Annotated in this window: 21 protein-coding genes; all 21 read right to left on the bottom strand. The window is 64.2% G+C overall.

Going from position 1 to position 20,251, the window contains the following annotated elements:
• Window positions 1–132: 132 nt before the first annotated feature.
• On the bottom strand, window positions 133–1,818 hold the full coding sequence (locus H0482_RS15655) for a recombinase family protein (RefSeq protein ID WP_193730988.1): 1,686 nt from the start codon (window positions 1,816–1,818) through the stop codon (window positions 133–135).
• Window positions 1,815–2,204, bottom strand: a complete 390-nt coding sequence (locus H0482_RS15650; protein WP_051231117.1) for an HVO_A0114 family putative DNA-binding protein — start codon at window positions 2,202–2,204, stop codon at window positions 1,815–1,817. Before H0482_RS15650 ends, H0482_RS15655 begins: the two co-directional genes overlap by 4 nt.
• The gene (locus H0482_RS15645) at window positions 2,201–2,554 is read right to left on the bottom strand and encodes a toxin-antitoxin system TumE family protein (RefSeq protein ID WP_029074223.1); all 354 of its coding nucleotides are present in this window, start codon (window positions 2,552–2,554) and stop codon (window positions 2,201–2,203) included. Before H0482_RS15645 ends, H0482_RS15650 begins: the two co-directional genes overlap by 4 nt.
• Window positions 2,551–2,871, bottom strand: a complete 321-nt coding sequence (locus H0482_RS15640) for a hypothetical protein (RefSeq protein WP_029074222.1) — start codon at window positions 2,869–2,871, stop codon at window positions 2,551–2,553. Before H0482_RS15640 ends, H0482_RS15645 begins: the two co-directional genes overlap by 4 nt.
• Window positions 2,872–3,006: 135 nt before the next feature.
• Window positions 3,007–3,228: a DUF2274 domain-containing protein gene (locus tag H0482_RS15635; RefSeq protein WP_029074221.1), complete on the bottom strand. Its 222-nt coding sequence runs from the start codon at window positions 3,226–3,228 to the stop codon at window positions 3,007–3,009.
• Window positions 3,229–3,230: 2 nt separating this feature from the next.
• Entirely contained in the window at window positions 3,231–4,367 is a 1,137-nt protein-coding gene (locus tag H0482_RS15630) for a TrbI/VirB10 family protein (RefSeq protein ID WP_029074220.1), read from the bottom strand.
• Window positions 4,364–5,365, bottom strand: a complete 1,002-nt coding sequence (gene trbG, locus H0482_RS15625; protein WP_029074219.1) for a P-type conjugative transfer protein TrbG — start codon at window positions 5,363–5,365, stop codon at window positions 4,364–4,366. Before trbG ends, H0482_RS15630 begins: the two co-directional genes overlap by 4 nt.
• The gene (gene trbF, locus H0482_RS15620; RefSeq protein ID WP_029074218.1) at window positions 5,362–6,051 is read right to left on the bottom strand and encodes a conjugal transfer protein TrbF; all 690 of its coding nucleotides are present in this window, start codon (window positions 6,049–6,051) and stop codon (window positions 5,362–5,364) included. The genes trbG and trbF overlap by 4 nt, the downstream gene beginning before the upstream one ends.
• Complete coding sequence (trbL, locus tag H0482_RS15615) at window positions 6,048–7,409, bottom strand: P-type conjugative transfer protein TrbL (protein WP_029074217.1); 1,362 nt, start codon at window positions 7,407–7,409, stop codon at window positions 6,048–6,050. Before trbL ends, trbF begins: the two co-directional genes overlap by 4 nt.
• 2 nt (window positions 7,410–7,411) lie before the next feature.
• A complete protein-coding gene (gene trbK-alt, locus H0482_RS15610) occupies window positions 7,412–7,678 on the bottom strand; it encodes a putative entry exclusion protein TrbK-alt (RefSeq protein ID WP_029074216.1) in 267 nt (88 codons plus the stop codon).
• Window positions 7,679–7,692: 14 nt separating this feature from the next.
• Complete coding sequence (gene trbJ / locus H0482_RS15605; protein WP_029074215.1) at window positions 7,693–8,469, bottom strand: P-type conjugative transfer protein TrbJ; 777 nt, start codon at window positions 8,467–8,469, stop codon at window positions 7,693–7,695.
• Window positions 8,466–10,958, bottom strand: a complete 2,493-nt coding sequence (gene trbE / locus H0482_RS15600; RefSeq protein WP_029074214.1) for a conjugal transfer protein TrbE — start codon at window positions 10,956–10,958, stop codon at window positions 8,466–8,468. The genes trbJ and trbE overlap by 4 nt, the downstream gene beginning before the upstream one ends.
• Window positions 10,959–10,971: 13 nt before the next feature.
• The gene (locus H0482_RS15595) at window positions 10,972–11,253 is read right to left on the bottom strand and encodes a VirB3 family type IV secretion system protein (protein WP_029074213.1); all 282 of its coding nucleotides are present in this window, start codon (window positions 11,251–11,253) and stop codon (window positions 10,972–10,974) included.
• The gene (locus tag H0482_RS15590; RefSeq protein ID WP_029074212.1) at window positions 11,253–11,585 is read right to left on the bottom strand and encodes a TrbC/VirB2 family protein; all 333 of its coding nucleotides are present in this window, start codon (window positions 11,583–11,585) and stop codon (window positions 11,253–11,255) included. The genes H0482_RS15595 and H0482_RS15590 overlap by 1 nt, the downstream gene beginning before the upstream one ends.
• Complete coding sequence (gene trbB / locus H0482_RS15585; protein ID WP_029074211.1) at window positions 11,582–12,577, bottom strand: P-type conjugative transfer ATPase TrbB; 996 nt, start codon at window positions 12,575–12,577, stop codon at window positions 11,582–11,584. Before trbB ends, H0482_RS15590 begins: the two co-directional genes overlap by 4 nt.
• A 146-nt stretch (window positions 12,578–12,723) precedes the next feature.
• Complete coding sequence (locus H0482_RS15580) at window positions 12,724–13,203, bottom strand: hypothetical protein (RefSeq protein WP_029074210.1); 480 nt, start codon at window positions 13,201–13,203, stop codon at window positions 12,724–12,726.
• Between the two features lie 10 nt (window positions 13,204–13,213).
• Window positions 13,214–15,202, bottom strand: coding sequence for a conjugal transfer protein TraG (locus H0482_RS15575; protein ID WP_029074209.1), 1,989 nt, complete (start codon window positions 15,200–15,202; stop codon window positions 13,214–13,216).
• A 131-nt stretch (window positions 15,203–15,333) separates the two neighbouring features.
• Window positions 15,334–16,290 (bottom strand): LysR family transcriptional regulator, encoded by a 957-nt coding sequence (locus H0482_RS15570; RefSeq protein WP_035830405.1) that lies wholly within the window; start codon window positions 16,288–16,290, stop codon window positions 15,334–15,336.
• A gap of 54 nt (window positions 16,291–16,344) precedes the next feature.
• On the bottom strand, window positions 16,345–17,559 hold the full coding sequence (floR, locus tag H0482_RS15565) for a chloramphenicol/florfenicol efflux MFS transporter FloR (RefSeq protein WP_029074208.1): 1,215 nt from the start codon (window positions 17,557–17,559) through the stop codon (window positions 16,345–16,347).
• Between the two features lie 315 nt (window positions 17,560–17,874).
• Window positions 17,875–18,837, bottom strand: coding sequence for a LysR family transcriptional regulator (locus H0482_RS15560; protein ID WP_029074207.1), 963 nt, complete (start codon window positions 18,835–18,837; stop codon window positions 17,875–17,877).
• Window positions 18,838–18,849: 12 nt separating this feature from the next.
• Complete coding sequence (rlmN, locus tag H0482_RS15555; RefSeq protein ID WP_051231115.1) at window positions 18,850–19,923, bottom strand: 23S rRNA (adenine(2503)-C(2))-methyltransferase RlmN; 1,074 nt, start codon at window positions 19,921–19,923, stop codon at window positions 18,850–18,852.
• Window positions 19,924–20,251 lie beyond the last annotated feature (328 nt).

Below are 20,251 nucleotides of genomic sequence, written 5' to 3'. Positions count from 1 at the left end.
ACATCAAGTACTTAGGATAAGCGTTGGCGCGCCGCACCGGGTGAAGATGACAACTACATCTACTCTATAGCCCTCTAAGGCGCGCTTTAGTGGGGATGCCTGAGGTCGAGGCTCTGGATGTGAACTTCCTGTTCATGAGTTTTCTTCGCTTGCGAAAAAAGAGGAGCGATCCCTTGCGTTCGAATCCCTCCCGTTCCGCCACTTCGGAACAAAACCGGGAACGCCGATTCCCGCCGATTTCCCTCCCTTGGCGGCTACCAGCGTCCTCAACAGGACGTTTTTGCTTCCTTTGATGTAGATCGCGTCGTCTGCGACCTCGACGTGTTGGGCGAAGGCCCGGACGTGTTCCCGCCGATAGCCGCCCTTTCCAAGCCGCAGTCGGGTGCGTGCTTCGCTCGCCAGTTCCCGCACGGCTGCCCCGGTGAGGCGCTGGTGGGTAGAGCTTGCGAGCATGGCTTCGATCCGCGTGGCATCGGCCCGCGCCTGATCCCGAAGCGCCGTGAGGCCCGCGATGCGCTCGCCAAGGGAAGACTCGGCCGGGTCGAGCGAACCGGCTTCAATGGCATCGTAGAGGCGCTTGAGGCGGTTGTCGGCCTCGGCCGCGCGATGGTTCAACTCGGCAATATGCTGGCTGCGCCGCTCGACGCCTTCCTGCCGGCGATCCAGAAGCGAGGCGAGAACGTCTTCGATCCGCTCGGGGTCGAGAAGCCTTTCCTCGATATGCGTCACCACCATGCGGTCGAGCTTATCCATCGGGATCGCGCGGCCCTTGCAGCCTGTGTCGCCCTGCCGTGCCCGAATCGAGCAAGCATAGTAGCGATACCGGCCGTTCTTGCCGGTGCGCAGCGTCATTGCGCCTCCGCAATTGCCGCAATGGCAGATGCCGGTCAGCAGGTTCGGGCCGCTGACGACGCGCGGCGGCGTCACCTTCGGATTGTTGACCTTCAAGCGATTCTGCACGGCCTCGAATATCTCAAGGTCGATCAGCGGCGGCACGGCGACGGTGACGATTTCCTCCTCCGGCTTCACCACGCCCTTATTGGAGCGGCGATTGAAGCGATGCTCGCCGATATAGGTGCGCCGGGTCAGGACACGGTGAAGCTGGCCGATGCCCCAACGCCCGCCGTTGCGGGTAAACATGCGGTGCTTGTTCAGGTGATTGACGATGTTCTTGACGCCCATGGGGCCGGACGTGCCGTCGCCTTCCGATGCAAGGCGGAAAATCAGCCGCACGGTGTCGGCATGGAGCGGGTCGATCTCCAGCTTCTTCTTCATCTTCGCGCCGCGCTGCTCGGCATCGACGACACGGTAGCCGATGGGCGGCAGGGAGCCGTTCCAGAAGCCTTGCCGGGCGTTCTCCTTCAAGGCGCGCATGACGTGCTTGCCGTTCTCCTTCGACTGGTATTCGTCGAACAGCGCCATGATCTGCCGCATCATGACGTGCATGGGGTCGTCGCCCATCTCCTGCGTGATGGACACCAGCTTGACGCCGTTCTTGGCGAGCTTCCTGACGTTGAACTCCAGCTCGAAGTGATCGCGGAAGAACCGGCTGAACGAATGGACCACGACGACATCGAAGGGCGCGGGCTTGGACGTGCCGGCCTCGATCATCCGTTGGAACTCGGGGCGGCGGTCATTGGTGGCCGAAGCGCCGGCTTCCACGAAGGTTTCGACAAGCTGGTAGCCGCGCGAGACACAATAAGCCTCGCCCTGCTTGCGCTGGTCGGGGATCGACACGTCATGCTCGGCCTGCCGCGTGGTGGAAACGCGCAGGTAGAGCGCGGCGCGCAGCGCAACATGGGGACTTTGCATATTCATGACCGGACTCCTTCCGCCGTGCGACGTTCTATCAGCGGCAATTCCAGCTCCACGCGGTCATGCAGCACCTTAGGGACGAGCTTCTGGCCCTCGCCGGGGTCCATACGGATCAGGCCGTAGCTCGCCATCTTCTTGAGGGTTCGGGACAGGTTAGGCTTCGCCCGTCCCGTGATCCGCGACAGTTCCTCCAGCGAACCGGGTGACTGCTCGTCGATGACGCGCAGCAACTCGCGGTTCCCGCTCGAAAGGAGCTGCGCGAAGGATTCCATGGATGTGAACCACACCTTCGGATCGTCGGGTGCGGGCTTTTCCTCGCCTTTGGCGATCCGCATGGTGCGCGCCTTCATCTCGTCGTAGTCGGCAATCCCGACTTTCAATGTGGTCATGTTACGCCTCGTTCCTTCAACACCGCGTCCGCCGCCTGCCAGAAGTCGGCCAGCAGCGTGGCCGCATCCTCGTAGGCGTAGGGCTTCACGGTCTGGAGGCGATGCCGGTGGTCCATCGGCTCGCCCCGCCTTCCTCGGCCGACCGGATGGGCGTTATCGAATCCGACCAACCGTTCGCCCGAAGGCCCGTGAAGCGTGAGCGAATAATCGAGGCCGTGCGGCTTTTCCGGCGAGGCCGGAACGCGGGTGACGACGAACTTCACCCAATGGCCGCCCTCGGGATCGACAACGAGCACCTGTCCGTCGAGGTCCAGAAGCGTGTCGAGGCTCGGGTCACGATCCTCGCTCATGGCTTAGTGTTATCATCGGAGGATAACCGTTGCAAGTCCTGATTGCCAGGATCGTCGATTGGGCCGAACAGTCGGTCGAGCACGTCACCGAAATACCGCTCGAAGATTTGCAGTTCTTCCTCGGTGATCGGCACCTTCTCGGGCCAGTCGTCGAAGACAGGCAACGACACCACATCGACGATGCGAAGCGGCGACCTGCGGCGCTCCCGGCCGTCCGGCGTAGGTTCGTCGGCATAGTCGAAAAGATCGTCGGGAAGTGTCTCGGGGACCGGCTGTCGCGGTCGCCCTTTGCGGGCGCGACGGCGCTCTGCACACATGGAATCCTCCTTGGTTCTGGTGGATTCCGGGGCGCTGTAGGCCCCGGAATTGGGCGAACCATGGAGGGCAGTCGGCGGGCTGTAGCGTGCCGCATTTGCGTCTATGCGCTGGCGGCACCCCTGCCGGGATGGGACTCAGTTGGCGGCTCGCCGTGCCTTGGCGAAGCCGCGATCCGTGGCGATGAACCGCTCCAGCATGGGCACGATGAGCCTGACGGGATCGGCGACGGGCTGGCCGCTCTCGCGGGCCAGCACCTCGGCATAGGCGGTCAGATCGCGGTGAAGCGGCGCGGGTAGCTCCACCGTCACCTTCACGGGCTTGTCGTCGGGAAGCGGGCCGAGTTTCAGCTTGGTCATGGTCAACCTCCTGCCGGCTCAAATACAAGGTCGCGGGTGACGATGATCCTGACCGGGAAGCCGGGCCGGATGGTGAGAGTCGGCGCAACCTGCAACTGGCGCTGCACGATCTGCTGGCCCGCCTGATTGACGGTATCCTGCGCCCCGTCGCGGATAGCTCGAACAAGCCGGTCCTCGTCGCTGGTCGCCAGCTCCGTGCCGACTGCGAGCAGCGTGGACAGCCCTGCGGCCTTCATCAGATCCCACCAATGGTAATCAACCCCGTCTTCCAGCCCGGCATAGCCGCTGGCGTCCGCGCCCGGCAGGCGCTCAAGGACGATGGAACGGCCACCGGGCAGGATCAGGCGATTCCACACCAAGAGCACCCTGCGCTGGCCGAAGGTCACGCCGTCATCGTATTGACCGATGATGCGCGTCCCTTGCGGGATCAGGAGCAGGCTGCCGGTCGGGCTGTCATAGACGTTCTCGGTCACTTGCGCCGTGATCTGGCCCGGCAGGTCCGAGCGGATGCCGGTGATGAGCGCGGCGGGGATCACGGCCCCGGCCTGAAGGATGTAGGGCGATGCCGGCGGCGCGACGCGATCCGGCGCGATGGTCTGCCGGTCCACGGGTCCGTTGAGGAAAGCCGCGTGCCGGTCTTGCGTCGCGGGCTGTCCGCCGAGGCCGAGTCCTGCAAGGCCGGGCATGGACGTTCCTGCCGGCGCTCCCGTGCGTGGGCCGGACTGGAAAAACACGTTGCTCAAGCGCGCGGCTTCTTCCTCGGCGCGGCGGCGTTCTTCTTCGGGATCGACGGCGGGCGTCGTCATGACGGGCGGCGCGACCGGCTGTCCCCTGTTCTGCGCGTCGAGGATCGGACGGCCGAGGTCGCCGGGCAGCGCCGGGCCGAGCACCGGCCCCGTATAGTCGCGCGGCAAGCCGGACAGGCCGTCCGCCGTTGGGCGGTTCTCGGTCGAATAGAGTTCTTCGCCTCCCGGCCCTGCATCGCGGATCTGGAGCGCGTAGATCAGTGCGCCGCCGATGCCGAGCAAGGCGACCGCGCCGACGCCTGCCAGCATCTTGCGAGACAGGCGGGTGACGCGCGGCGGTTCGGCGCGCAGGCGCATGGGCGCGATGGTGTCGCTGATGGTGTTGTCGGTCATGACGGGGAGCCTCCGGTCGCGCTGGCGGGCTGTGCGGCAGCGGCCTGCGTCGGGTTGATGCGAACGATCCTGACGACCTGCTGGCGGTTGCCGTTGCCAAGGCGCAGCTCGGCCGCGCCGAACAGGCGGTCCACGATCAGGACGTTCTGGTGGACTCGGCTGTTGACGATCTGCGGTTCGCCATTCGTGCCGAGCACGAAAATCGGCGGCATTTCGCCCTGCACGATCCCGGCCGGGAAGACGACATAGACGCGCCGGCCATCGTCGAACACGGAAGCCGGCCGCCATGGCGGGTTGTCGCCCTGCACGTGCAATGCATAGCGGTAGTTCCGCGCAGCCTCGGCCGGGATGATCGGTGCGGCTGGAACGGTGTGACGCTGGCCGGCAGGCGGTGCGGGATAGGCCCATGCGACGGCCGGCATGTAGAGTGATTCCCGCGCGCGCAACTCGATCATGTAGGTGCGCCGGTCGGTGGTGACGACAAGGTTGGTGGAAATGTCAGGTCGCGTCGGTTTCACGAGGATATGGACGCGGCGGTTCGCACCGCTGCCGCTCTCGGTGTCGCCTATGATCCAGCGGGCGGTGTCGCCGGCCGCAATCGGCCCCGCGCCTGTCAGGCTCTCGCCCGGCTCCAGCGCAATGGTCGTGATCTGCCCGACTGCGGCATAGACCTGATAGAGCGCGCCTTCCGACCACGGATAAATCTGGATTGCATTGTAGTAGCCTTCCCGGCGCGGCTCGACGCGGGCGGCTGCATTGGCGTTCTCGACGCGGCCGGCCGGCGTCCCTGCGGCGGTTCCTCCACGCGCGACGGTCCATGCAGGGGGCACACGCAAAGGCCGGGGCGTGTTATCGGTTGCCGCCGCCTGCACGGTTGGCAGCGGGGGTACGCTGGCGTCATAGCTGAATTGCGGCGTCCGGTTGGTGGCGCAGCCTGCGAGCATGGTGGCAGAAAGCAGCACGGCCGCGATTGTGGGGGTGCGGGTGATCGTCCTCATTGGCTCATCTCCCGCGACCACGAAATTGCGTTGACGTAGATGCCGAGCGGATTGGCGCGCAGCCGTTCGGCATCGCGCGGCGGCTGGATGGCGATGGTCAGGATCGCGGTCCATCGTTCCGTGCTGGAAAGCTGGCCGTTCTCGAAATGGCGTTCGGTCCACGCGACGCGGAAGCTGTTGGGGGACGCCCGGATGACGCTAGACACCTCGACGGCGACCTGTTGACGGCCGACCTTGGCGAAAGGATCATTGGCGCGGGCGTAGTCGTTGAGCGCCGCCGCCCCGCGATCCGTGGTCCATTCGTAGGCGCGAAGCCAGTTCTGGCGGACAATGATCGCGTCGGCCGGGATCGCGCGGACCTGCTCGATGAATCGGCCGAGATGGAAAGCGATCTGCGGGTCGGTCGGGCGATAATCGGCGGCGGCCGGCGCGACGGTCTGCGCCTGTCCAAGATTGTCCACCTGCACCACCCACGGCACCACGGTCCCGCGCGCGGATTGCCAGACCAGCGCCGAGGCGAAGCCGGCCGACAGGATCAGGGAACCGAAGGCCATATAACGCCAGTTCCTCGCCTGCACGCGGGCCGAGCCGATACGCTCGTCCCATGCCTGCGCGGCCTTCTGATAGGGCGTCTCGGGTTCCGGCGATTTGCCGTAGTGGGTTGCTGGTCGTTTGAAGATGCTCATGAGCGGTCACTTTCGGAAAGGTTGATGGAGGAACCGGAGCCGTGGCTGTCGCCGGAGCGCACCGCATGGGCGGCCATGGTCGTGCCGTGGTTCATGGCCTGCGAGCGCCGCATCCGTTGCGCCCATGCGGGCGGGCTGCCGGCCGGGCCGGATGCTGCTGCGGTGGGATCGGCGCTCGCGCCGCCGACCGTGCCTGCGGTGGATGAGCCGCCGGTCACACCGAAGGCGGCGCGTGCGCCACCGGAAAAGCTGGACTTGACGCTCTCGGTGGCTTTCGAGACGGCGCGCTTCAAGGGAGAGACGGCGGCCGAGCCTGCGGCGCGGGCAACACCACCAAGGCCGGAAGCAACACCGACCGCGCCGGACTGGCCGAGCGCGCCGACGCTATAGGCTGCGGTTGCCGCGCCCGCGGCGGTCGCACCGCCGCGGACGGCCGCGGCCCCACCGGAGAGGGCGGCAGCACCGCCCTTGGCCGCAAGCATAGCCCCGCCGCCAGCGGCGACACCTGCACCTGCGACCGCAAGGCCGGTTCCCACGGCCGCGCCCGCGCCGAGCTGCGGGCCGCCAGAGACGATGCCGTTGGCGATGCCGGGGCCGAAGATGCCGAGGCCGAGCAGCGACAGGGCTGCCAGCACAATCGCCATGGCGTCGTCGATGGTCGGGGTTGCCCCGCCGAAACCGGCCGTGAATTGCGAAAATAAGGTGCTGCCGATGCCGATGATGACGGCGAGCACCAAGACCTTGATGCCGGACGACACCACATTGCCCAAGACCTTCTCGGCCATGAAGGCGGTCTTGCCGAACAGGCCGAAGGGGATCAGGACGAAGCCGGCGAGCGTGGTCAGCTTGAACTCGATCAGCGTCACGAAAAGCTGGATGGCGAGGATGAAGAAGGCCAGCACCACCAGCGCCCATGCAAACAGCAGGCACGCGATCTGGATGAAGTTCTCGAAGAAGCTGATCCAGCCCATCAGGTCGGAAATGGAATCGAGAAGCGGACGGCCGGCGTCGAGGCCGGTCTGCGCCACGCGGCCCGGCCGCATCAGATCGGTGACGGAAAAGCCGGTGCCCGAGGCCATGAGGCCGAGGCCGGCGAAACTCTCGAAGACGATGCGGGCGAGGTTGTTCCAATTGCCGATGATGTAGGCGAAGACGCCGATGAACAGCGTCTTTTTGACCAGCCGCGCGATAATGTCGTCATCCGCGCCCCATGCCCAAAAGAGCGCGGCGAGCGTCACGTCGATGACGATCAGCGTTGTGGCGATGAAGGCGACCTCGCCGCCGAGCAGCCCAAAACCACTGTCGATGTAGGAGGTGAAGACTCCGAGGAAATTGTCGATGACGCCCGTGTTGCCCATGGTCAGCGCGCCTCGCTGCGGTCACGGCCGAGGAAGCGGTCGCGGGATTCAGCCCAAGCGGCGAGGCAGTCGGCATCGCTTGCGGCGGCCTCGCCGAGCTGCTGGCAACGGCGCAGGCTGGCGCGCAGGGGATCGGGCGGCGGCTGGAGGGCCGAGGCCGGGAGCGGCGCGGAAGGTTCATCCTTCCGCGCCATGTCGATTGCGGTCACTGTCAAGGCAATCGCAACGAACACCACGGCCCCGAGCCGGGCCAGCATCTTGCCGTCCATGGCGAGCCTCCCGGTCAGTTGTTGCCGTTGTTGAACATCTGCGCGTTGCCCGGCAGGTAGCCGGTGCCGGGTGTCAGGAACCGCTCGCGCTGGATGCGGCCCTGTTCAGCAGCGGTCGCGCGCTCGGCCTCGGTCAGCGCGTCGGCCCGGCCATTGGCCGAGATGACCGCGATCAGGTCGGAAAGCTGCTGCGACTGGAGGGCGAGAAGCTGGTTGCCGGCCTGCGTGGCTTGCAGCGCGCCGGTCGCGCCTTGGCTCTGGCCGACCAGCGCGGCCATTTCGGCGCGGTTGCTGTCGATATTGCCGACCGCTCCCGCCTGCACGCGCATGGCGTCCTGCAAGCTGCCGACCGTGTTCTCCCACCGGCTGCGCGCATCGGCGACAAGCTGGGCGTCGGTCGCCGAAAGCGAGACATTGCCATATTGCTTCTGGAACGCTTGGTCGATCTGGCCGACCTCGAAGGCGATGTTCTGTGCCTGCCCGAGAAGCTGCTGCGTGCGCTGGACGCTCTGCTGGAGCTGCTGGAGCGAGGAATATGGCAGGCTCGCCAGATTGCGGGCCTGATTGATGAGCATCTGCGCCTCGTTCTGGAGGCTCTGAATCTGGTTGTTGATCTGCTCCAGCGTGCGCGCGGCGGTAAGCAGGTTTTGCGCATAGTTGGTCGGGTCATAGACGATCCGGCCGAAGCCGAATTGTGCATGGGCCGGGCTTGCCAGCATGGGCGAAAGCGCGACGGGCATGGCGAGCGCCAGCGCGAGGGCCGAGGCCCCAACGATCTTGGGATAGGTCATGGAAGAATCTCCTGTGTGGGGTGGCTATCGAGCGGGGCCGGCGCGGCGGATTCCGGCCGGTCGGCAAGATTGGTGAGGTTCGGGATCAGGTCGGCCGCCCAATCGACGCCGCGCTCGCGCAGCCATGCGGCGAGGAAGCCGTCGCGGCCGCGTTCGGCGACGATCTGCGCAATGAGGGTCTGGTCGGATTTGGCGGATGCGGCGCAGAGGGCGAGGCCGACTTCGGACAGGCCAAGCTCGAACAGGCGATTGCCGCGCCGTGACTGGCAGTAATAATCCCGCTTGGGCGTGGCCCGTGCGAGGATTTCGATCTGCCTGTCATTGAGGCCGAAGCGGCGATAGATGGCCGTGATCTGCGGCTCGATGGCGCGCTCGTTCGGCAGCAAGAGTCGCGTCGGGCAGCTCTCGATAATCGCGGGCGCGATGTTGCTGCCGTCAATGTCGGACAGGCTTTGTGTGGCGAAGATGACGCTGGCGTTCTTCTTGCGCAGCGTTTTCAGCCACTCACGGAGCTGGCCGGCGAAACCCTCGTCGTCCAGGGCAAGCCAGCCTTCATCTATGATGAGCAGCGTGGGGCGGCCATCGAGCCGGTCGCCGATACGATGGAACAGATAAGCAAGCACGGCAGGGGCCGCGCCGGTCCCGACAAGGCCCTCGATCTCGAAGGCTTGCACGTCCGCCGATCCCAAATGCTCTGTCTCGGCGTCGAGCAGCCGGCCATAGGCACCGCCGACGCAGAACGGACGGAGCGCCTGTTTCAGATCGTTGGATTGCAACAGCACCGCAAGGCCGGTGATGGTCCGTTCCTCGACCGGCGCGGAAGCGAGCGAAGTCAGCGCCGTCCAAAGGTGTTCCTTGACCTCGGGCGTGATCGCCAGCCCCTCGCGCATGAGGATGGCCGCAATCCAGTCCGCCGCCCATGCGCGTTCATAGGTGTCGTGGATGCGGGCAAGTGGCTGGAGCGAAACGGACGCCTCATCTCCTTCCGTGAGGCCACCGCCCAAATCGTGCCAATCCCCGCCCATGGCGAGCGCGGCGGCGCGGATGCTGCCGCCGAAGTCGAAGGCGAAAACCTGCGATCCCGCATAGCGCCGGAACTGCAAGGCCATGAGCGCCAGCAGCACGGATTTGCCCGCGCCGGTCGGGCCAACGACAAGGGTGTGTCCTACGTCGCCGACATGGAGACTTAGCCGGAACGGGGTTGAGCCTTCAGTCTTTCCAAAGAGCAAAGGGGGTGCACCGAAATGCTCGTCCCGTTCCGGCCCCGCCCACACCGCTGAAAGCGGGATCATGTGGGCGAGATTCAAAGTGCTGATGGGCGGCTGGCGGACATTGGCGTAGGCGTGTCCGGGCAGACTGCCGAGCCATGCGTCAACCGCGTTGACGCTCTCGGGCATGACGGTGAAGTCACGGCCCTGAACGATCTTCTCGACCAGGCGCAGCTTCTCTTGCGCCACGCGCGGGTCGGCATCCCATACGGTGACGGTCGCCGTGACGTAGGCCATGCCCGCCACGTCTGCCCCAAGCTCCTGCAACGCCATGTCGGCGTCGAGCGCCTTGTTCGCCGCGTCGGTGTCCACAAGGGCGGACGCCTCGTTGGTCATCACCTCTTTCAAGATCGCCGCGATGCTCTTGCGCTTAGCGAACCATTGGCGACGGATGCGGGTCAGCAACCGGGTCGCATCGGTCTTGTCGAGCAGGATCGCGCGCGTGCCCCACCTGTAGGGGAACGGCAGCCGGTTCATCTCGTCGAGCAGGCCCGGCATCGTTGCGGTCGGGAATCCCACGATGGTCAGGACGCGCAGATGTGTGTCGCCAAGGCGCGGCTCCAGCCCGCCAGTCAACGGCTGGTCGGCGAGCAGCGCGTCGAGGTGCATCGGCACCTCGGGCACGCGCACGCGATGGCGGTTGGTTGAGATGGTGGAATGGAGGTAGGTCAGCGTTGCGCCGTCATCCATCCAACGGCACTCGGGCATGAAGCCGTCGAGCAGCGCCAGCACGCGGTCGGTGCGGTCGATGAAGCCGCGCATCAGCTCCCACGGGTCCACGCCGGTTTTCTCGCGGCCCTCATAGAGCCATGCCTCAGTGCGGGCGGCTTCCTCGGCCGGGGGCAGCCAGAGGAAGGTGAGGAAGTAGCCGGACACGAAATGCGCGTCCGCTTCCTCGAAACCAGCCTTCCGTTCCGCATCGACCAGCGCCGACGCGGCATCGGGAAAGCGACTATCGGGATAGGTCGCCGCCTCGCTGCGCTGTGCCTCGACGAAGATGCTCCAGCCGGAGCCGAGACGGCGCACGGCGTTGTTGATGCGGCCGGCGACGGCGACCAGCTCGGCCGCGACGGCGGAATCCAGATCGGGGCCGCGAAACTTCGCGGTCCTCTGAAAACTCCCATCCTTGTTCAAGACGACGCCGGAGCCGACCAGTGCCGCCCATGGCAGATAGTCGGCGAGTCGGGTGGCGGTGCTGCGGTATTCGGCAAGGTTCATCATCGACGCGCCTCCCTCACACCGCCAGATGGCCGGGGATGCGCAGATGCCGCCGCCCGACCTCGACAAAGAGGGGATCGCGCTTTGCCGCCCACACGGCCGCGAAATGACCGATGGCCCAGATGGCGATGCCGACCAGCCAGAGGCGCAGGCCGAGGCCCACGGCCCCGGCCAGCGTGCCGTTCAGAATCGCGATGGAGCGCGGTGCGCCGCCGAGCAAAATATGCTCGGTCAGCGCCCGATGGACCGGGACCGTGAACCCCGGCACCGCGTCGAGCTGTTCGAGGCCGCCCGCCATCAGATGAGCGCCCCGCCGCCGAACGAGAAGAACGACAGGAAGAAGCTCGACGCCGCGAAGGCGATGGACAGGCCGAACACGATCTGGATCAGCTTGCGAAAGCCGCCGCCCGTATCGCCGAAGGCCAAAGTCAGGCCGGTCACGATGATGATGATGACGGCGATGATCTTGGCGACCGGCCCTTCGATGGACTGGAGGATGCTTTGGAGCGGTGCTTCCCACGGCATCGACGAACCGGACGCATGGGCGGCCGGGGCGAGCATGAAGCTGATGACAAGGGTGGATGCGGCGGTCGCGGCGAAGCGATAGCCGCGCGAAATCGTGCGGATCATGAAGATTCTCCTGTGCTGGTGGGGATTGCCAAAGGGATGGGATGCGTGATGCGGTAGTCGCCGTCCGGTCCCAGCCCTTCGACGCGGGCGAGTTCGGCCAGCCGGCGCGCGGAACCGCGCCCGGAAAGGACGGCAACGAGGTCGATTGTCTCGGCGATCAGGGCGCGCGGGACGGTGACGACAGCCTCTTGGATGAGCTGTTCAAGGCGGCGCAGCGCGCCGATGCCGGTGCCTGCATGAATGGTGCCGATCCCGCCCGGATGGCCCGTGCCCCATGCTTTGAGCAGGTCGAGGGCTTCCGATCCGCGCACCTCGCCGATAGGGATGCGGTCGGGGCGCAGGCGCAGCGAGGACCGGACCAGATCGGAAAGCGTCGCCACGCCGTCTTTCGTCCGCATGGCGACAAGGTTGGGCGCGGCGCATTGCAGCTCGCGCGTGTCCTCGATGATGACGACGCGATCCGCCGTCTTCGCCACCTCGGCGAGCAGCGCATTGGTCAGCGTGGTTTTGCCGGTGCTGGTGCCGCCCGCTACCAAGATATTGGCGCGGGATGCGACGGCTTCGCGCAGCGTTTCCGCCTGATCGGTGGACATGATGCCCGCCGCCACATAGTCGTCGAGCGTGAACACCGCGACGGCGGGCTTGCGGATGGCGAAGGTCGGGGCAGCGACCACGGGCGGCAATAGCCCTTCAAACCGCTCCCCGCTCTCGGGCAGTTCGGCCGAGACGCGGGGGCTGCGGGCATGAACCTCCGCGCCGACATGATGCGCGACTAGCCGAACGATGCGTTCGCCATCGGCGGCGGACAGTCGCTCGCCCGTGTCGGAAAGCCCTTCGGATAGCCGGTCCACCCAAAGGCGACCATCCGGGTTCAGCATCACCTCGACGACGGCCGGGTCTTCGAGCAGCCGGGCAATGGCGGGGCCGAGCGCGGTGCGCAACATGCGCGCGCCGCGCGCGATGGATTCCGGTTTTTGGTGGTTGGTGGTCATGTCGGCCCCGTTTCTTCATGGGGCGCGACAGGCAATCCCCAGATCGGGGTCGATTAAGAGAGACCGAAATGCGGCCGGTTCAACAAGTATCTATGAGGCGGCGGTGATCGGCGGCGAACGGCGGTAAATAGGATGGGTCCGAATACTCATTCTTGATCGCCGTTGCTCTCGGACTCGTCCGGCAACTGATCGTCGGGAAGTGAGTCGAGGTCACGCGACAGCTCCTTGAGGAACCTGTCGCCCGTCGCCAGACGCCGGCCGAGATTTTGCATGAAGCCCTCGAACCGCTCCGCGCCTTTCGCTCGGGCAGCGGATTGTGCGGCTCCCGTAAGCGGCGGTGTGATGGTCATCCAGAAATGGATGAACTGCGCGACCGTCTCGCCGAGGACGGCGAGATCCAGGTCGAGCGTGTCGATCTGGCGGCCGAGCTTGTCCATGCGGCGCGACATGGCGGCTTCAAGCTGGTCGTCGGCATCGCCGGACAGGTAAGATATGACCGCCGCCTCCACGATGGCGGATTTTGAGACATTACGGCGCAGCGCCACCGAGCGGCGCAGCGCCATCGCTTCGATCTGCGGAATGAGCGCGGGGTCGAAATAGAGATTCAGGCGGGTTCTGGTTGCCATGGTCGTGTCCTCAAAGGTCGATTCCGTCATCGGGGTTCAATGCGACCTGCCGCGCGACCATCCTCATACGTTGGCGCATGGCGCGGGCCTTGGCCGCGTCAACGTCCGGCTCGTCGTCCACAAACTCGAACTCCTGTTCGGGTGATGGCGGCGGGGCGACGATTTCCTCATGCTCAGGCAGCTCCGGCTCGCGGCGGATGCCAGCATTGGCCGGATCGCCCTCGGCCCCGTGTGCGGCGTCGGTCGCGGAATGGCTTTCCGCCGCGACCACACGGCCGGACCAATCATCGGCGGATGGACTGGGCGCCAGCGGAGCGGCGACCAGATCGGGCGGGGTCAGGATGCGTTCCTGCAACCGCGCGTCCTCGAAATAGCGGGCCTTGGTCGCGCGGATCGGCGGTGTGCCCGCGACCATCACGATTTCATCGGTGGGCGGAAGCTGCATGATTTCGCCCGGCGTGAGTAGCGGGCGGGCCGTCTCCTGCCGTGAAACCATGAGATGCCCAAGCCACGGGGCCAATCTGTGCCCGGCGTAGTTGGTGGAGTCGCGCAGTTCGGTCGCGGTGCCGAGTGCGTCGCTCACCCGCTTGGCCGTCCTTTCGTCGTTCGTGGCGAAGCTGACGCGCACATGGCAGTTGTCGAGGATCGCGTTGTTCGGGCCATAGGCGCGCTCGATCTGGTTGAGGCTCTGCGCGATCAGGAAGCCTTTGATTCCATACCCCGCCATGAAGGCGAGCGCCGATTCAAAGAAGTCGAGCCGGCCGAGCGCCGGAAACTCGTCCAGCATCAACAGCAGCCGATGGCGCTTGCCGGAGGTGGTCAGTTCCTCGGTCAACCGCCTGCCGATCTGGTTGAGGATCAGGCGAATGAGCGGCTTGGTGCGGTTTATGTCGGATGGCGGCACGACCAGATAGAGCGTGACGGGCTGGCGGCTGCCGACCAGGTCGGCAATGCGCCAGTCGCACCGCGCCGTCACCCGCGCCACCACGGGATCGCGGTAGAGGCCGAGAAACGACATGGCGGTGGAGAGCACGCCCGACCGCTCGTTCTCGGATTTGTTCAACAGTTCGCGGGCGGACGACGCGATGACGGGATGAGCGCCTGCTTCGCCGAGATGCGGCGTGTCCATCATCGCGCGCAAGGTTGCCTCGACCGGGCGGCGGGGATCGGACAGGAAGTTGGCGACGCCCGCCAAGGTCTTGTCCTTCTCCGCATAGAGAACATGCAGGATCGCGCCGACCAGCAAGCTATGGCTGGTCTTTTCCCAATGGTTGCGCTTGTCGAGACTGCCTTCGGGATCGACCAGAATATCCGCGATATTCTGCACGTCGCGGACTTCCCATTCCCCTTGCCGGACCTCCAGCAGCGGGTTGTAGGCCGACGATCTGGCGTTGGTCGGATCGAACAGCAGCACGCGGCCATGCTTCGCGCGGAAGCCCGCTGTCAGCGTCCAGTTCTCGCCTTTTATGTCGTGAACGATGGCGGATGCCGGCCATGTCAGCAGCGTCGGCACCACCAGCCCGACGCCTTTGCCGCTACGCGTCGGGGCAAAGCATAGGACATGCTCGGGACCGTCATGGCGCAGATAGTCCCGGTCGTATCGGCCGAGCAAGACGCCATCGGGGCCGAGCAATCCGGCCGCACGGATTTCCCGGTCCTCAGCCCATCGCGCCGATCCGTAGGTGGCGACGTTGCGCGCCTCCCGCGCCCGGATGATCGACATGAAGATGGCGGCGGCGATGGCGAGGAAGCCGCCCGATACCGCGATGATGCCGCCCTCGACGAAGATCGCGGGCGCGTAGGCGTCGAACGAAAACCACCACCAGAAGAAGGCGGGCGGATAATAGACCGGCAGGCCCGCCAGCTCGAACCATGGTGCTCCAAGCTGCGGCTGGAAGCCGAGGCGGAACGCCGTCCATTGCGTCGCTGCCCACACCATCACCAGAACGATGGTGAAGACGGCACCAATCTGCCCCCAAAGGATTCGGCCTCCGCGCATACAGGCTCCAGTCGGCAAAAAAAGACGGAGCCGATCAGAGAGTAGGCAAAATCGGGACGGGCAACAGGAAAGAGGATGCCGGAGGGCTGCCGGATACTATCGGCGGCAAATAGGACGGGTCGCCTTTGCCGTTATCGTGCCGGTCGAGTGCCATCGAGGAAACGATTGGGCGAATCGCCGTCACGCTTCATTTTGCCTGCGAGGTTGAGTAGATTTTTCAGTGCGGAGCTGCGATTGAACGGCGACCAGACGGCTGTAAAGGCAACCGGCTCCGGTTCATCGAGGAAGGGCAGGAAGACGATGCCGGTCGTCGGCAATAATGACGTGGCCTCGCCGACGATAGTGATGCCGAAGCCTTGTCCGACCATAGATAGCAGCGTGCCGCGCCCCACATCAAAGCGCAGGATCGACGGTGCGGGCCAACGCCCGGCAAGGCGCAGCACGATATGGTCATGGACCTGCGGGCCGGTGCCACCATAGCGAACAATGAAAGTCTCGCCGACCAGATCGGACCAAGTGATTGCGGACTGCCCGGCGAGGCGATGCCCATCCGATAGCACCACCACCAGCGGTTCGGTCCAGATCGGTCGGGTATGGCAGTCGGGCATCTCGGGCTTGCCCGCGACGAACGCCACGTCGAGCTGGTCAGCACGAAGCTGCATCACCGCATCGCGGGCCGTGCCTTCGGTTATCTCGACCTCAATGCCGGTATGGGCTTCCCGATAATGACGGATCAGCTCCGTGAGAAAGCTGCGTGGGATCAAGGCATGGATGCCGATGCGAAGCCGGCCACATTCTCCTTGAGCTGTCATGCCGGCGGTCTTCACCGCGTGATCGAGTTGATCGACACCCGCCGTGACACGCTCCATGAAGTGCCTGCCTGCGTCTGTTAGCCGAACGCCCCGCGCATGGCGCTCAAACAGCAGGATACCAAGGTTATCCTCCAGCGCTTTCACACGCGCGCTGACGCTCGACTGGCTGACGCCGAGTGCCTTGGCCGCATGCCGAAAATTCAGATGCTCGGCGACGGCGATGAACTGAACAAGGGAAATGAGCGGTATCCTGCCAGACAGGATACCGCCATTCACGAGGTTTCGATGGTTAGTGCGCCGCATCGGAGCGGGCCTGCCACCAGTCGTCGGTTAGACGACTGGCGACTTCTCGGTGGCAGTCCCACGGAGCCGAAGGAGCGCCAGCCCCAACGACACCAGCACTGCCATCGCCGTGGCGTAACAGATCACCGGCCACGCTGTGTCACCGTTTAACAGCGTCACCGCCAATGTCCCGACAATGCTGACTATCAGGCTTTGAACGCAGAAGTAGAACGCGACCGCTGATCCTGCGATGTCGTCGAACTCTGCCAAAGCGCCGTTCGCGGTAACGGACACAGTGAAGACAATGGCGACCGCCATGACCCACATCGGCACGATGAAGGTGAGGAATGACGGCGAACCGAAGAGTTCGCCGATCCCCAACAGGACCGCCCCGAAAACGAGCAACGCCATTCCACGCGCTACGCATCCCGCGATGCCCCATCTGGTGACAAAGGACTTCGCGAAACGAGTTGTCACGATCATTACAAGCGCGACAGTGGCGAAGGCAAAGCTGAATCCGATCTCGGAATATTCCGCTTGGCCTATGAGCACACGGGGAGCCGTCGAGAAGAAGACGAAGAAGGTGCCCATACCGGCGCTAAAGCCGATGGTGTAAACCCAAAAAGCCGGACTCGCGAAGATCGGCAAAACAGATCGGCGCGTCTTCGCTTGATCCAGAGGGCGGGTTTCGTGCCACCTGAAACCCGCATTTAGGAGTGCGAGCATCGCCAGTATAGCCAAAGCAATGAATATCGCCTGCCATCCCAAGAACTCGCCGATCAACGCTCCGGCGATAGGGCCGAGCGCAGGTACGAACGCCAGCATCGAACTGAAAAGGCCGTAGATGACGACACCCTCAGGACGACTGGCATAAACGTCGCGAACCGTCGCGAACGTCGCCACCAGCATGGCCGACGCGCCGACTGCTTGAAGCAGACGGAAAGCGACAAAGGCTGGTGCAGTTGAAGACCAAGCTGCTCCCAGAGACGCAATGACGAAAGCCGTTGCGCCCGCAAGTAGAATTGGCCGTCGCCCGATGCGGTCTGAGAGCGGACCAAAAATCACCTGGCCCACACCGAGCATCACAATATAGAGGCTCAACGTGAGTTGGATCATGGCGGGCGTCGTGTTCAGGATGCCGGGCATCGCTGGAACGACGGGGAGATAAATATCCATCGCCAGTGAAGCGAGGATGTCGAAGGGAGCCATCAGCAGTAGGGCTGCCGGCAGCGTATAGGCCCATGCAGGGCGTGTGATGGTCATGATAAGTCAACCGCTCGATTAAGAAATCTCGGGCGGCGTCTGCACATCAGCAATCACATGGGATTGGTCTCACAGAGCGCCGCAACAACAATTTTGCTGTTGCGGCTTACTTGTCTGCTGACTTTGGATTTCCCATGCTGACCACTCCACGATCACAAATTTGACTAGCTATCACTTATACGATCAGCTGTTGCCTCGCAATGCCGTATCGCTGGCTCGTAGCCACCCAATCCCCCGCTGTTGACGTTCCCGTCATTCTTGGCCGTATGAAACCCCTATGCCTTGCTTTGGCGGTTGGCTGGAACGGGCAGAGGTTCAGTCGACGCGGATCAGCCGACCCATTTCTTTTGCGAGAGAGAGCAGATCACGGAGCGCGGCGCTTCGATTGAACGGCGACCAGACGGCGGTAAAGGCAACCGGCTCTGGCTCATCGGCGAAAGGCAGGAAGGTGATGCCGGCAGTCGGCAGCAGTGCCGTCGCTGCCCCGACGATGGTAATGCCGAATCCCTGTCCGACCATGGATAGTAGCGTGCCACGTCCTACGTCGAAGCGCAGTATCGAAGGCGCGGGCCAGCGCCCGGCAAGGCGCAGCACGATATGGTCATGAACCTGCGGGCCAGTGCCACCATAGCGGACAAGGAAGGTTTCGCCGACCAGATCGGCCCAAGTGATTGCCGGCTGCCCGGCAAGACGATGCCTATCCGGTAGCACCGCTACCAGCGATTCAGTCCAGACCGGCCGTGTATGGCAGTCGGGCAGCTCTGGTGTGCCAGCGACGAACGCCACGTCCAGCCGGTCGGCACGAAGCTGCATGACCGCATCGCGGGCCGTGCCTTCGGTGATTTCGACCTCGATGCCGGGATGGTTTTCCCGATACTGCCCGATCAGATCGGCGAGGAAGCTGCGCGGAATCAAGGCATGGACGCCGATGCGCAGGCGGCCCCATTCCCCCGTCGCCGCCATGCCTGCGGTCTTCACCGCATGGTCGAGTTGATCGACGCCGGCTGCGATCCGCTCGACGAAGTGGCGTCCGGCTTCGGTCAACCGAACGCCACGCGCACGACGCTCGAACAGGAGGATGCCAAGGTCTTCTTCCAGCGCCTTCACGCGGGCGCTGACGCTGGATTGTGCAACCCCGAGTGCGTTCGCTGCGTGGCGGAAGTTGAGATATTCAGCGACCGCAAGCGTCTGGATCAGCGACAAGAGAGGTATGCGCGACCCGAGCAGCGTTTCACTTGATCGGAAGGCATCGTTCGCATGTCTTTTCGAACGCCGCATCCTAAGCTCCCGCTAGGCGGCCTTTTTTGTGGCTCCGCGTTTTTCGACCGGGATTCCGCGCAGATCGCGCAACCAGAGCTGACCGCATGCCGCCGAAATATCCCGCCCCTGTGTATCCCGCACCACGACCGGCACACCGGCGCGATCCAGCACTTCACGGAAAAGTCCGAGGCTGCGGTCGCCGGTTCGATCAAGCGCGATGCCATCGACAGGATTCCAGCGCATAAGGTTCACACGCGCCCTTCGCTTGTTCATGAGACCGGCAAGCCGTTTCGCATCAGCAAGCGTGTCGTTGATGCCGGGGAGGACCAGATAGACAAAGGTGACGATCCGGTTGTGCCGTTCCGCCCATGACGAAGCGCGCGCGATGACTTCCTTGATGTCGTGCTTACGCGATCCGGGGATGAGACGGTCGCGAACTTCCTGCGTCGTCGCATGCAGCGATATAGTCAGATTGATCGCCAGATGCTCTTCTCGCAATTGCGCTAGAGCCTTCGGTATGCCGATGGTCGAAAGCGTGATTCCCGTGGTGGGAAAATTCATCCCTCGCCGGTCGCGCAGGATACGAATCGCCTTCATCACCTGCTCGTAGTTGTTCAAAGGCTCGCCGATGCCCATGAACACGATCCGGTTGACCTTCGGCCCGAGTTGAACGACCTGTTCGACAATCTCGCCCGCCGAAAGGTTGCGCTTGAGGCCGGCTTGGCCGGAAGCGCAGAACTGGCAGGCGAAGGCACATCCAACCTGTGACGAAATACAGGCGGTGTGTCCGTCGTGACGACGGATCAGAACGCTTTCAACGGCATAACCGTCATGAAGGCCGAAAAGCACCTTCTGCGACCGACCGCCGCGCTCATGCGTGATTTTGCGAAGGCTCCGCAACTGGACGCCCCGAGCCTCTGACCAGTTCCGCAAGGCGCGCGGCAGGTCCATGTGTGGGCAGAACAGGTCGCGATAAGCGATTTGCGGCCCGCTGCTCGCGTTCAACGCATCGAACTCGTCGGCCATGAGGTTCAGCGCCAAGGTTGGCGCAGGCAGTGCTTTTTGTCGTTCGCCCCCCAACGGGCTGGGTTCTTGTATAGGCATGATAGTCGTTCCGGGTTTCCGTGCCCGGCGATACCGTGGCGCACGCCTTATAAATAACCGACACGACTGTTATAAACAACCCTCCAGATGGTGTTACCCGAACACATGGTCGGGATAGAGGACGGACAGAAGCATGTGGGTGCGCTTGGTCATGAAAGCCGCTAGCTGTTTGATCCCGGGTTTTGATGGTGCAATCTTTTCCCCTGTTCCCCGTCAGCGCCCATGGCACAGATTGAGGGTTGAGCTTTAAGGAGTGTTTTGGTCTCGTCGTCTGACGAAGGAACCAAGATGACTGCTAAATCCCCGAGCACCAAAAAGCCTGCCGAGC

Origin of the sequence: Devosia faecipullorum, from assembly GCF_015158295.1 — a bacterium.
In the GTDB taxonomy this organism is placed as follows: domain Bacteria; phylum Pseudomonadota; class Alphaproteobacteria; order Rhizobiales; family Devosiaceae; genus Devosia; species Devosia faecipullorum.
The sequence above is the reverse complement of the archived record's forward strand: the minus strand, read 5'-3'. Positions and strand labels throughout refer to the sequence as shown.